We start from the raw sequence: 11,565 nt of genomic DNA, 5'->3' as shown, positions 1-11,565 counted from the left end.
TGTTCTCTCTGCTTCCTGGCCTGTTCCGGCCTGCGGCCGTACACCCATGATGTTGGTTTCCTGCCCAGCATGGGGCGCGGGTCGAATCCAAGCCGGAAGAACACACTCCAATGGCACGCAGTTCGCGATCGTGCTCATTCGGTTGCGCCATGGCGACGTCACGCGAGAACCCATGACAGGCACCAGAGGGCCGCTGCTGGGAGAATGCAATCGTGCGGACTGTAGGTGTGGAGGAGGAATTGCTGCTCGTCGACACAGAGAGCGGTGAGCCCCGGGCGCTTTCGACGGCCGTGCTGGCCGTCGCCGAACGGCGCTCGGAGGGAGACTCGGCCTTCGAGCCGGAGCTTCATCATCAGCAACTGGAATTCGCCACCGAACCGTGCAATGGAATGCGCGAACTCGCGGACGAAATCCACCGCTGGCGCGCTGAGGCCGCCGAGAGTGCCGCCCGGACCGGGGCAGCTGTGGTGGCCCTTGCGACGGCTCCCCTGCCGGTCAGCCCATCGATCGGTGACGGGGAGCGGCACAGCTGGCTGGCTGACAGGTTCGGCCAGACCACGCAGGAACAGCTGACGTGCGGATGCCACGTACACGTTTCCGTGGCCTCCGACGAGGAGGGCGTCGGCGTATTGGACCGAGTACGCACATGGCTACCAATTTTGCTAGCACTGAGTGCCAACTCGCCTTTTTGGCAAGGTTGCGACACGAAGTACAGCAGTTACCGGAGCATGGTCTGGGGGCGCTGGCCCTCCGCCGGACCGGTCGAGGTCTTCGGCTCCGCAGAGCGCTACCACGAACAGGTCCAGGCACTCATCGAAACGGGAGTCCTGCGTGACGAAGGAATGATCTATTTCGACGCGCGGCTTTCGCACCGGTACCCAACGGTCGAAATCAGAGTGGCGGACGTGTGCCTGGACCCGGCCGACACCGTGCTGCTCGCCACGCTCGTCCGCGGCCTCGTCGAGACCGCGGCACGCGAGTGGCGCGCCGGCGATCCGCCGGACCCGGCGGGAGCGGGCGTCCTGCGCATGGCTGCCTGGCAGGCCGGCCGGTCGGGACTGGAGGGGCAACTGCTCCACCCTCGCACCATGCGGCCCGAGCCCGCGGCCGATGTCGTCGGGGCCCTGCTCGCGCATGTTCGCAGTGCGCTGGAGGACAGCCACGACTTCGCCTCGGCCGAGAAGGCGCTCATGGACGTCCTGGAGCGGGGGACCGGGGCGCAGACCCAACGGGAACTGCTCGCTCGCACCGGAAGCCTTCGTGACGCAGTGGCCGAGTGCGTGTCCAGGACACGTGGCTGACCGTGAAGAGGTCTGCCCCGCTTCCGCACTGGGTGGCATCTGCGCCGGATCGATCCAGAACTTGTTGTGGCACTGGGCGCGACTGCGGGCAAGGCCCTGTTCGGCAGCTCCTTCAGAGTGTCCGAGGCGCGTGGCGCGCTGCTGTCCCTGCCGGGGCCCGACCCGCCCGCTTCGAATAATGGGAGAGACGCGGCTGAGGATGAGCGACGTCGACGGGCCTGGTGTTTCCGGCCCGGCCGACCTTCTCGCCCACCTCGACGACAGCGTGTTCGCGTGATCGGGGCAGCGGGCTGAACCGCGAGTGGTGCTGTGCTCAGTCGGGCAAGCGGCACCCGTCCGTGCTCACTGGGTGGTCACGGCAAGTGCCGAGTCCACCTCGCGGAGGAACGGTTGCAGGTCACCGGGGTTGCGCGAGGTGATGAGAGTCCAGCCCTGGGCATCATCCGTGACTACCGGCTCGTCGGTCCACTCGCCGCCGGCGTTGCGGATGTCCGTCTTCAGCGACGAGTAGGACGTCAGCTTCTTTCCTGCCACGACGTCCGCTTCGACCAGGGCCCATGGCCCGTGGCAGATGGCTGCGACGGGCCGCCCGGACGAGGCGAAGGAACGGACGATACCAGTGGCGGAATCCTGGCCCCGCAGGGCATCGGCGTTCAAGGTGCCGCCGGGGACCAGCAGCAGGTCGTAAGCGGAAGGGTCCACGTCGGCCAGAGCGAGTTCGGGGCGGATGGTCTTCCCGGGGGCCTTGTCGCTCACCAGTGTCCGGACTTCTTCCGTGGAGGTTGCGGCGACATCAACTTCGGCACCCCAGCCTCGCAGGTGTTCCAGAGGTACCAGGAGTTCGTCCTGTACGACACCGTAGTTCGTGACGATCGCCAGTACCTTCCGCTTGCTCAAGTCGTCGTCAGACATTCCTGGGTCCTTTCAGGAGGGTGTGAGGTCCTGGGTATGCATCCCGGGATCCTTGACTCATCTGCCCCGTCCTGGGGCGGCCAGCCGTGCTGTTCAGGGGTCATCACCGTTTACGCGGACACGGACGGTGCGCAGCGTGGGGTCGGCGGGGTCGGGGACGTTCATTCCTGCGTCGATGCCCGAGCGGAGGTAGTGCAGAACGGGCTCGGTCAGCTGTTCCCCGGGCAGGACCACGGGGATGCCCGGTGGATAGGGCGTGATCATCTCTGCGGCCGTGCGGCCTGCGGCTTTGTCCAGCGGTACGTCCTCCACCGCCGAGAAATAGGCATCGCGCGGCAGACATACCTGGGGCAGCCTCAGCTCGCCCGGGTCGGGAACCGCCACCTGTGCCTCCGGGCGGAGCATGTCCGTGTGGCGGGCGAGATCGCGTAGCGCCGTGACCAGGCGTCCGGTGGTGGTGGAGTCGTCCGCATGGGTGAGCTGTGCGGTGATGCGGCGATGGTCCATGAGGTGCGTGTCGATGCGGTGGTGCGCGCGGAGCCAGTCGGCCGCGAGATATCCGGAAGTGCCGAGTCCGTCGATGTCGATGACGACGGGGAGGGGGTCGAACTCGGCTCCTGCCCCTGGGCCGCAGAAGTCGTCACGGTCGTTGACGTGCATTCCGTCGATGGTCTCGATCTCCTGCCTGACGGAGGCTGCCAGGTCGAGGGCGCGGGTCATCAAGAGGCGTCCCTGCAGAGCCATTTGACGCCGCCAGCCGTCGATTCCGGCGTAGAGAAGGACTGAGGGACTCGTGGTTCCGAGCAGGTCCGCCCGGGAAGCCAGCGTGTCGTGGTCGATCAGCTCTCCCTGGAGGTGGAAGACCGAGCCCTGTTCCAGGCCGCTCCCCATTTTGTGGATGCTGGTGACACAGACGTCGGCGCCCGCGTCCATGGCCCAGGAAGGCAGGTCCGCGTGGAACGGCAGGTGGGCCCCCCCATGCCTCGTCGACGATCAGGGGGCGCGAGCGGCGATGGCACACCTCGGCGACGGCGTGCAGGTCGGCAGTGGATCCGTACGGGGTGGGGCTGGTCACGAGGGCGCCGCGGACATCGGGGTCTTCTTCGAAGCCCCGCTCGAAGGATTCGGCCGAGGGCGGATGCGCGAGGTGGCGCTCGGTGTCCCATTGCGGTTCGATCCACACCGGCTCGATGCCGGACAGGATCAGACCGGACACCACGGATTTGTGCGCGTCCCTTCCCACAAGGAGCTTCTGGCCGTGTGCAGCGACGCTGAGCATGGCGGCTTTCACCGAGAGAGAGCTGCCGCAGGTGGAGAAGAAGGTGTGCTCCGCGTGGACGGCGTCCGCCATCAGTTGTTCCGCTCGGCGCAGCACATTCTGCGTAGTCCGCCGGTCGTCCAGGCCGCCGCTGGCCAGAACATCGCTGAGGAAGACAGCGTCTCCGAGGACCGCGCGCACGGCCGGATCTGCTCCGCTCGCCTGCTTGTGGCCGGGAGGCGAGAATCCGAGTTCGTTCCGCTCTTTGTACGCGGTGAGCGCGTCCAGGACGGGCGCTTTGCTGTGGTCCATAGGCATGTGCGACGCCTTCCTTGACACGTCGGCCGAGGGGCCCAGCCGGGTGCCCTGGCTCCGCTCAATGGACGTCGATGGCGAGGAACCGCGGTGGGAGCAGGGTCCGGTTCAGCGGCATGCGGAGAACCACTCCGTAGTGGGTTCGTGTATGCAGTGCCGATGTGGAAGCCGACGGAGCCGGCTTGTGGGACGACGCCTTCGGGTACCGACCAGATTGCGGTCGCCCTACCAGTAGTGCCTCCGCCCGGCGACCGCGTGTCCCATTCCGCCCAGGATCCACAGAATCAGACCCACCACCGCGAGAATGATCCCGATCGTCCAAAGGATGGAAATGCCGGTCACGAAACCGATGACAAGCAGGATGACTCCGAGGATGATCACGACACGCTCCGATCTCGTGTGTGCTCTTCTTTCACTCTGACTCCCGTGAGCCGCCACGGCAACTGCCCAGCAGGCCAAGAGCCTTCCGGGCAGAAGCGGCGGTCGGCCCCGCCGCTGCCCGGATCATTCGTCCACATTCGCAGCAGTTCGCTGCCCGGCACGGCGTCGGTGACTGGTGTCGCACCACGGAGGGGTCCGACTGCGTCGGCATGTGCAGACAGCAACGACGAAGCGGTCGGAGACAGCGGTGGTTCCGTCCGCACCGGTCACTTGTACCGGCCCCTCCACCAGCAGAGGGCCGCGTTCAGTCACGGTGAGACGCCGTCGGGACTCAGGTTTGTTCGGCACGAATGATCACCAGTTCCTCGAATCTGTCGTCCGCACTCATGAGTCCTCGCGCACGCAGCCAGTTGATTCTGGAGCGCAGGACCGGCCCCACCGGTATGTGTGCCCGTGCACTGATGGACGCCTCCAGACCGCCGCGGGACAGACGGCGCACAGTGGCATCGGGATCGCACAGCTTTGAGTGCACCATGAGGAGTACCCCACCCCGCCGCAGTGCTGCGGGGGCGTCGTCGCACACACGGTCCACGACCGCCCGCCCGTCGGGCCCGGCGTCCCAGGCACGCGAGGCGCCCCGCGTGGGGCCCCTCGCCGTCGGGGACGGCACGTACGGAGGGTTGCAGAGCACCAGGTCATAGGAGTGCTCACCGACTGCGGAGATCAGGTCGCTTCGCCGTACGGTGATCCGCCGATGGTGCAGAAAGGCGTTGAGGCGCGCCGTCACCACGGCTACGCGCGCGACATCGACGGCGATCACACTTCCGCCCAGCTGCGCGGCGCGCAGGGCCAGGACGCCGCTTCCTGTGCCGAGGTCCAGCACAACGGCCCCGGGGCGGATTCGCTCTCGTTCAAGAGCCGTCATCAGCAGCCGGGTGTCGCCCTGCGGAGCGTAGACACCGGGCAATTTGATGAGGAAGGGATGCGAAGGTCTTGCTGGTTCCGCAGCCATACGCGTACTCCCGTCGAACAGTAACGGGCCGTGGTCCCCAAGTTCCCCGCGCGGCCCGAGCCGACTGCTGGCAAGCACCTGTGGCGGTTGCGGCCGGCGGGACAACCGGAGGCCTCTCCGTTCAGGCTCCCCAACCTGCGAGGAGCCGGTCGGTGAGACGGTCCTCCAGGTGCGAGGTCGCGGTGATGCCGAACACGATGTCCTTCTCCAGGTCGGGTTCATCGTCGAGGAGTCCGCGGATGACCTCACGACGCACAACCTGTTCGTGCACGGCATCGGCTTCGACGTGCTCCATATAGAAGAACTCCGCGGCCGGGCCGGCACCCGCGCGCTTCATGGCGAGCGCGAGGCGGCGGGAGGCGGGCGAGGAAGTGATCTCTACAGCGGCGAAGTGACCTACTAGCGCTCCACGCAGCCTGCGGTGCAGACCGAAGAGCGACATGCCGTTCACCAGAGCGAGCATCTCCGCGCAGCCATCGTCGAGATAACGGCCGTACTGCGTCTCCAGCCCCAGGTCCGCCATGAGGTCCGCGAAGAGCCGGGCGTGCACCCGCTCCGCGCGCCCTCCGCCGAACTCGTCGTACTCGACAGCGGCCATCCCCGCCTTGGCACGACCGCTGAGCCGCGGTAGCACCCAAGCGTGGGGATCCGCTTCCTTCAAATGGTAGAGCGAACGCTGCACCACGTACTCGCGCAGATGCCGCAAAGTGCCGTGCTCCCGAAGGAACTCCGGTACGCCGCCCCCGCTCACCGGTTCCAGCAGTTCAGCCAGGGCATCGTCCACCGGTAGCCGAGCGGATGCGTCTCGACGCAGCGCGGTCAGGAAGCGGTCCTCCAGCGCGGCACGCACGGTCAGCAGCGAGGGATCCCACTCCCACGCGGGCTCGACCCCGGCGAAACCCCGGTAGTGCAACTCGTACGAGACGTACAGCGCCAACTGGAGATCGTCCCCGTAGGGATCCGCTTCCTGGGCCGCAACCGGATCCGGCAGTGGACACTGCTCCGCGAGACAGCCGATCAACGCGCCGGAGAGCGGGCCCCGATGCCTCGGGAGCACCGGGTCCCGGCCTGCGCCCATGGTCAATCACCCCGTTCAGGACCCGCGCATCCCGCGCGTTCTACGCGGCCACGCAGAGCGGGCTCGTTCATTACTCGATCCTCGCCCCACCCGCTCGCCTACGCATCTCCAACGGCTACGCAGCTTCGGACCCCGTGCAGGCTGGGCCGCCCTCGCCGTCGGTCCGGCGCGCCGTGTCGGTGCTGCGTGGGGTCTTCGGTATCGGACGACCGGAGAAATCGGCGGCTGCCGACAGCGCCGGCCCGTAACCAACTGTACGGATCACGCTCCGTACTGCCGCAAGAGCATCCAGTCGCGAAATGGCTACACCGGCACGGCTGCTGAGGCTTCCTTCAGTAGGCGGCCAGTGGCATCCATGTCCGTGCTGCCGTCGCGGCGGCGAACGTGAGCGGAGCAGAGTGATGACGCACAAGAACATCGCCACGACGGCGGGCGAGCAGGCGCAGCGCGAAGGCCGCCTCGCCGCGGTCATCACCGAGAGCCGCGCAGGTGGCGATCGGGGCCGGGTTGGTCAGTCCGGTGATCGGTTCGCGCAGATCGGGGTCGAGGACCAGGAGGATGGCCTTGACCTGGTTCATCGCCTGGGTGCGCGCCTTGACGGCCGATTCCTTGGCCGGCCGCAGCACGTGCATGTCCGCTGCAGGACCGTCTGCGGTCTTCGGCGTGGTGGTAGCGCGTCCCGAAAGAACGGCCCGTGCGCCCGCATCCGCATCGGTGGCGTCCGTCCTGCCGCGCTTGCGCCGGGTCGCGCGGCCAGGCTGGTTGACCGCGACGACGTCGATGCCCTCCCGGCGCAGCGCTCAAGTCAGCGCGACTCCGTAGGATTCGGTGCACTCGACGCCGGCGCGTCGAATGACACCGAAGGCCTTTGTCCAGGCGGTGAGTTGACGATAGCCGACGGCCGTGGTCGGGAACTCCTGGTGCGCGCCCTCCTCGCGGAGCACGGAAGGCGCAGGCCCTCGCGGCTGATGTCGTCGACCACCCCTCGGCAACCAGGAAGTCGGCCAGTCCGGTCAGGCTCCAGGTCGAGAACGGCAGGTCATGCTCGGTCGGCTTGGACTTGGCGATCTTCACGACCGGCATGCCCTGAGCGGACAGCAGCACCATCATCGCGCGCCGCCAAATCGCCACGGAGCCCGTCCCCCTGCGGACTATCCGCAGTTTCCGCCGGCCCTCGTCGTCATCGATCTCGCGGACGCGCACTCGTTCTGCCACCCGAATAGCCAGGCGGCCCGATGCAGCTGGAGCGTCAGGTTCAGGAGGACTCGTCGGAGTCGGCCGCGAGCGTCTTGTACACAGCTCCTGACCAGGTGGCACCGTCGGCTGCCACACAGATACCGAAGACACGATCGTGGCTGGTCCAGCCGTTGACGCGGCCACGGTTGTTGCTGATGTGCACCCGCTTCCTGGCGAGGTCCACAGACGACACCAAGTGCAAGTAGACCGTCCCGGCGACACGGGCGAGGACGATGTCCCCGACCTCCAACTTCGATGGGTCGACCGGAGCCACGACCACCTGCTGCCGACTGCGTATCAGCGGGACCATCGAGGAGCCGCTGGGCCGGAACGTCACGGTGGCCCCGCCAGCAACCTTGCCTGCCACTGCATCCAGTACACCCATCCGGTGATCGTGGCAGATTCCCCCGTACCACCCCACAGATCTACTCCCCCGTGCTCCACCAGCGAGGCGAACGTTGCCTGATGCGGCACTGGTCGACTCAAGTGCGCAGGCTAGCTTCGGATCATTTGCAGCTTGCCGAGCTCAGCTGAGGGCGCGTCTGGACCGTTCCAGCCAACCCAGCGGGTTCCACTGATTTCGGCGACGAGCGCGGAGTCAACGCTCCAGAAGCTGTGGCTGGGTTCTTCGAAGACGTACCAGCCGTCCAGCCAGAGAGGGATCGACTGGTTGGGCAAGGCCGTCAGCTCGCTGGTGGTGGCGAGGTTGCGGCATCCGAAGACCGCTTCTTGGAGCACGAAGCTCGTAAGGAACTGTTCGAGAGATGGTGTCAGCGGGGTGTACTCGTCTTCCGAGTCGTCGTCCCACATCCAGTGGGCGTTGCTCAGCACGACGGGTGCCGCTGGACCGGCGGCTGTAACACGACATGTCCAGCTGTCCTGGTTCTCGCTGAGGAACTCGACCGTTCCATCGTGAAGGCTCAGGGCCTCGGCGCGTACGAGCACATCTTGTTGTTGGAAGATCCCGGGCGAGTCCGGCAAGTGCTCCTCCGGATTCGGGCCGGGCCAGCGTCCGGCATGACGATACAGACGTTGGAGCGGCACTGGGAGGAACTCGGGTAGTTCCGTCTCGGTCAGGCCATAGCTCGGTTGACGTGGGCCGTGCCACGCAGTGATGAAGTCCTCAAGCCACTCAACCGAACCATCCGATGCCCGCATGACACCACAATAGACAAATCCGAATGGGGGCGTGAGACGCGTGAACGGGGCGACGACGGTCACGCGAGCGCAGGGAGTCTCACAGCCAGGTGATGATTGCTGCTGTGGTTCTCGGTCAGGGTCTCCGCAGCGACTTTGACTGGTAGACCGGGCCGTCTTCAGGGTTGTGGAGGCTCTTGGCCGGACCGCCCTTACTTCCGTGACAGATGAAATCCCCGGTCGCCGCCTGTGAGTTGCTTGCCGACTGAACGAGGAGCACCGAGGCCACAGCCGCCAAGACGGCGAACGTCTGCCGCAGCCGCATCTCGCGCCTTTCTGTGTGTCGAATCTGCGGAGAGCGCCTCGCTCTCGGGCATCCACGTCTGACGCGCGGTACCGCTGCGGGGGAGTCGCCTGGACGTCAGGGGCAGCGCACGAACTGCACGCTTGCGCCTTCCAGGTTTCCCGAGCCCTTGGTTAGCAGTGCGGTAGAACTGCCCATGCATTTCAGGCCCTTGAAGATGATGAAGTCGCGGTTGGTCTTGTTCGACACCGGACTGTTGATGTCGGTGTTGTAGCAGGTGTCGTCGTTCCGATTGATGAGGATTTTCAACACGCCATCACGGGTGTTGTATTCGAAAGTGCCCATAGCGGCGATGGCAGACACGGGCATAGGCGCCAGCAGGACGCCTCCAGCGAAGGTGTCGAGGATGGCAGGGATACGACGGCGCATGACTCTCAGGCAATGCGTCCTGGCCACGCGCGAACGTGCGGCCACCAACCGCACCATCGCGGCGCAATGCCCCCGAACCTACGGCGTATCGCCGACCAGATCACCGCGCTCACCGACCTCCCACCCGCCGCCCGCTCGGCCCAATCCATGCGGCCCTCGCCCACGATGCCCCAGCCGAACTCATCCGCCCCCCACACACAACGCCACCCGCCTGCCACCCACCCCCCGTCTCGCAGCCGCTCACCCCGGCCTCGCGGAGCAGCTCGACGCCCTCACGGACTCCGTTGCGCCTCCGCTTCCCCGGCTGACGAGCGCACCGATGTGCGGTCCGAGCGTCCCCGTCGTCAAGTGTCGGACACGGTGAAGAGTGTGCCGTCGCAGTCTTGGATGGCGAAGGTGTTGCTCGGGGCGCCGGCGGGTGAGGGAGCCGGTGCGGATTCGCCTCCTGCCGTGATGGCTGCCTCCGCGGCCTGCTTGCTGTCTTCGACGTGGAAGTCGATGTTCCAGCGGGGCCGGATTCCTGGGTCCGGGTCGGTTTCGATGCCTCCGCCGTACAGGGTGGCGACGGTGCGTCCGCCGGCCCGGACGACGATGTGGTCCTGGGCGTACTCGACCGTGCAGCCGCCGGGCCGGGCCCAGTCAAAGACCTCTGCGTAGAAGATCGCGGCGTCGAACGCGTCGCGGGTCCGCAGGTCCAGACGGACCGGCACGCCACCCTGCTCTGCGGGCCAGGACAGGGCCGAGCCCTCCCAGAATCCGAACACGGCGCCGTCCCGGTCGGCGGCGATCCCGGCACGGCCCTCGCCCAGGGCGAGCGGGCCCACGGCGAGAGTGGCGCCGCGCTCGCTGATCCGACCCGCCGTCTCGTCCGCGTCCCGGACGGCGAAGTACGGAGTCCAGACGGCCTGATGGCCACCGCCCGGGCAGCACCCGATCCCGGCGACCGGATGGCCGTGCGCCAGCGCCACCGAGAAGTCACTGCCGAGTGCGCTGGGCCTGAACGCCCAGCCCATGACAGCGGAGTAGAAGGACTGCGCCGCGTTCAGGTCCTGCGCCATCAGGTTCACCCAGCAGGGCGCACCGGCTACCGGCACGGTTCCTTCGAGGATCGGCATTCGATGCTCCTGCGGGTTCAGCGGATGTTGGTGCGGAGCAGGTCGCGTACGCGGTCCACCAGCCCGGCTCCGGGGACGAGGAATCGGTTGGCGGGCGGGAGGTTCGGGAGCGAGGAACAAGGGCTGGGAGCGGATTCCCTGGCCCGGCGTACCAGGCGGCCGAGTTCGTTTAGTTTCTCGGGCGGGAGGGCGGCTGCGAGTTTCGGGAACAGTTCGTGTTCTTCCTCGCGCACATGGGAGGCGACCTCGAACTTCAGTTTCGCGATCGTGTCGTTGAACCGCGGGTCATCGACACTCAGGTCTTCGAGGTCCCTGAGCATCCGCTCGGTTCCGGCGTGACTGGCGAGTTCCTTATCGGCCAGGGCCGCACCGTGCGGTGCGTGCTCGCGCACCGCAGGGTAGAGGTGCAGTTCCTCGGCAACCGTGTGCCGTACCAGTTCCGCGGTCAGCCGGTCCGCGAGCTCCCGGCGCCGGGGGTGGTCGACCGGCTGCAACTCGATCTGCGAGAACAGGTCCTCCAGCTCACGGTGATCGGCCGCGAGCTCCGCGATCAGATCGCCACCAGGTTCCATGTCGACACCGCACCTCTCCTCGGGTTGATCACCTCTCGGAGAGGTGGCAGCACACAGACAACACACCCCCGACGCGAAACCGGTGCCACGCGCGCGGGAATGACGCCGCACTCACCTCACCGGCTCACGTCTCGTGATGCGATCACCACCGTCCCGCACAAGGATCGGTATCACGGGCAGCGGCCCAGCTGCGCGCTGCCCCGCCCTTGAGCGGGTCACACTTCCCGGCGTTCCGGTCCGCTTCCCGGCTGTAGGGTCTCGCCATCCGTGGCGCGGGCTGTGACCGCTGATCAGCGGTTCTTCCGCTGTCTCAGGTCGATGACCCAATCGCCCAGACTCACGGGCATGGCATTTTTTGCGGTCTCCGTCGGCCCACCGGGACGAGTGACCGCTGATGTCACGCATGGCGGCCTGACGGAGCGGGTCTGTACGGTCAACGGTGTAACTCCCGAGCTGGAAGCGACAGTTGATGACTGACGTGATGAGTGACATCGAGGCCGGGGAGGCCGCCGTGG

General features: G+C 66.9%; 12 protein-coding genes and 3 pseudogenes. 2 read left to right on the top strand and 13 right to left on the bottom strand.

Annotation, left to right across the window (positions count from 1 at the left end; genetic code table 11):
- Window positions 1-209: 209 nt before the first annotated feature.
- Both ABZ622_RS36745 and ABZ622_RS36740 read left to right on the top strand, forming a co-directional pair.
- Window positions 210-1,301, top strand: a complete 1,092-nt coding sequence (locus ABZ622_RS36745; protein ID WP_360550922.1) for a glutamate--cysteine ligase — start codon at window positions 210-212, stop codon at window positions 1,299-1,301.
- A gap of 39 nt (window positions 1,302-1,340) precedes the next feature.
- Window positions 1,341-1,454: pseudogene (locus tag ABZ622_RS36740) on the top strand (uracil-DNA glycosylase); the annotation flags it as partial.
- A gap of 189 nt (window positions 1,455-1,643) precedes the next feature.
- On the opposite strand, the gene ABZ622_RS36735 reads toward ABZ622_RS36740, so the two are convergent.
- The 13 genes and pseudogenes from ABZ622_RS36735 to ABZ622_RS36675 all read right to left on the bottom strand — a co-directional run bounded on the left by ABZ622_RS36735 (window position 1,644) and on the right by ABZ622_RS36675 (window position 11,050).
- Window positions 1,644-2,213, bottom strand: coding sequence for a type 1 glutamine amidotransferase domain-containing protein (locus ABZ622_RS36735; protein WP_360550876.1), 570 nt, complete (start codon window positions 2,211-2,213; stop codon window positions 1,644-1,646).
- A 93-nt stretch (window positions 2,214-2,306) separates the two neighbouring features.
- Window positions 2,307-3,789, bottom strand: a pseudogene (locus ABZ622_RS36730) (ornithine decarboxylase).
- Between the two features lie 222 nt (window positions 3,790-4,011).
- On the bottom strand, window positions 4,012-4,167 hold the full coding sequence (locus ABZ622_RS36725) for a DUF6131 family protein (protein WP_148833239.1): 156 nt from the start codon (window positions 4,165-4,167) through the stop codon (window positions 4,012-4,014).
- 123 nt (window positions 4,168-4,290) lie between these two features.
- Window positions 4,291-4,515, bottom strand: coding sequence for a CDGSH iron-sulfur domain-containing protein (locus ABZ622_RS36720; protein ID WP_360550874.1), 225 nt, complete (start codon window positions 4,513-4,515; stop codon window positions 4,291-4,293).
- A complete protein-coding gene (locus ABZ622_RS36715) occupies window positions 4,499-5,179 on the bottom strand; it encodes a HemK2/MTQ2 family protein methyltransferase (protein ID WP_360550872.1) in 681 nt (226 codons plus the stop codon). The genes ABZ622_RS36720 and ABZ622_RS36715 overlap by 17 nt, the downstream gene beginning before the upstream one ends.
- Before the next feature lie 121 nt (window positions 5,180-5,300).
- Window positions 5,301-6,257, bottom strand: a complete 957-nt coding sequence (locus ABZ622_RS36710) for an iron-containing redox enzyme family protein (protein WP_360550870.1) — start codon at window positions 6,255-6,257, stop codon at window positions 5,301-5,303.
- A gap of 332 nt (window positions 6,258-6,589) precedes the next feature.
- Window positions 6,590-6,889, bottom strand: coding sequence for a hypothetical protein (locus ABZ622_RS36705; RefSeq protein WP_360550868.1), 300 nt, complete (start codon window positions 6,887-6,889; stop codon window positions 6,590-6,592).
- A 294-nt stretch (window positions 6,890-7,183) separates the two neighbouring features.
- A pseudogene (locus ABZ622_RS36700) lies at window positions 7,184-7,472 on the bottom strand (IS630 family transposase); the annotation flags it as partial.
- Window positions 7,473-7,512: 40 nt separating this feature from the next.
- Window positions 7,513-7,878: a S26 family signal peptidase gene (locus ABZ622_RS36695; RefSeq protein ID WP_360550866.1), complete on the bottom strand. Its 366-nt coding sequence runs from the start codon at window positions 7,876-7,878 to the stop codon at window positions 7,513-7,515.
- A 110-nt stretch (window positions 7,879-7,988) separates the two neighbouring features.
- The gene (locus ABZ622_RS36690) at window positions 7,989-8,651 is read right to left on the bottom strand and encodes a hypothetical protein (RefSeq protein ID WP_360550864.1); all 663 of its coding nucleotides are present in this window, start codon (window positions 8,649-8,651) and stop codon (window positions 7,989-7,991) included.
- A gap of 400 nt (window positions 8,652-9,051) precedes the next feature.
- Window positions 9,052-9,363, bottom strand: coding sequence for a hypothetical protein (locus ABZ622_RS36685; RefSeq protein ID WP_360550862.1), 312 nt, complete (start codon window positions 9,361-9,363; stop codon window positions 9,052-9,054).
- Window positions 9,364-9,707: 344 nt separating this feature from the next.
- Complete coding sequence (locus ABZ622_RS36680) at window positions 9,708-10,478, bottom strand: VOC family protein (protein ID WP_360550860.1); 771 nt, start codon at window positions 10,476-10,478, stop codon at window positions 9,708-9,710.
- A 17-nt stretch (window positions 10,479-10,495) separates the two neighbouring features.
- The gene (locus tag ABZ622_RS36675) at window positions 10,496-11,050 is read right to left on the bottom strand and encodes a hemerythrin domain-containing protein (protein WP_360550858.1); all 555 of its coding nucleotides are present in this window, start codon (window positions 11,048-11,050) and stop codon (window positions 10,496-10,498) included.
- Window positions 11,051-11,565 lie beyond the last annotated feature (515 nt).

The organism is Streptomyces sp. NPDC007164, assembly GCF_040634135.1.
Classification (GTDB): domain Bacteria; phylum Actinomycetota; class Actinomycetes; order Streptomycetales; family Streptomycetaceae; genus Streptomyces; species Streptomyces sanglieri.
This window is presented reverse-complemented; position numbering and strand designations above follow the sequence as displayed.

Bases quoted from the DNA above. Each gene is read 5' to 3' on its own strand.
- ABZ622_RS36735 (WP_360550876.1), bottom strand. From the start codon at position 2,213: ATGTCTGACGACGACTTGAGCAAGCGGAAGGTACTGGCGATCGTCACG.
- ABZ622_RS36715 (WP_360550872.1), bottom strand. From the start codon at position 5,179: ATGGCTGCGGAACCAGCAAGACCTTCGCATCCCTTCCTCATCAAATTG.
- ABZ622_RS36710 (WP_360550870.1), bottom strand. From the start codon at position 6,257: ATGGGCGCAGGCCGGGACCCGGTGCTCCCGAGGCATCGGGGCCCGCTC.
- ABZ622_RS36705 (WP_360550868.1), bottom strand. From the start codon at position 6,889: ATGCACGTGCTGCGGCCGGCCAAGGAATCGGCCGTCAAGGCGCGCACC.
- ABZ622_RS36695 (WP_360550866.1), bottom strand. From the start codon at position 7,878: ATGGGTGTACTGGATGCAGTGGCAGGCAAGGTTGCTGGCGGGGCCACC.
- ABZ622_RS36690 (WP_360550864.1), bottom strand. From the start codon at position 8,651: ATGCGGGCATCGGATGGTTCGGTTGAGTGGCTTGAGGACTTCATCACT.
- ABZ622_RS36685 (WP_360550862.1), bottom strand. From the start codon at position 9,363: ATGCGCCGTCGTATCCCTGCCATCCTCGACACCTTCGCTGGAGGCGTC.
- ABZ622_RS36680 (WP_360550860.1), bottom strand. From the start codon at position 10,478: ATGCCGATCCTCGAAGGAACCGTGCCGGTAGCCGGTGCGCCCTGCTGG.
- ABZ622_RS36675 (WP_360550858.1), bottom strand. From the start codon at position 11,050: ATGGAACCTGGTGGCGATCTGATCGCGGAGCTCGCGGCCGATCACCGT.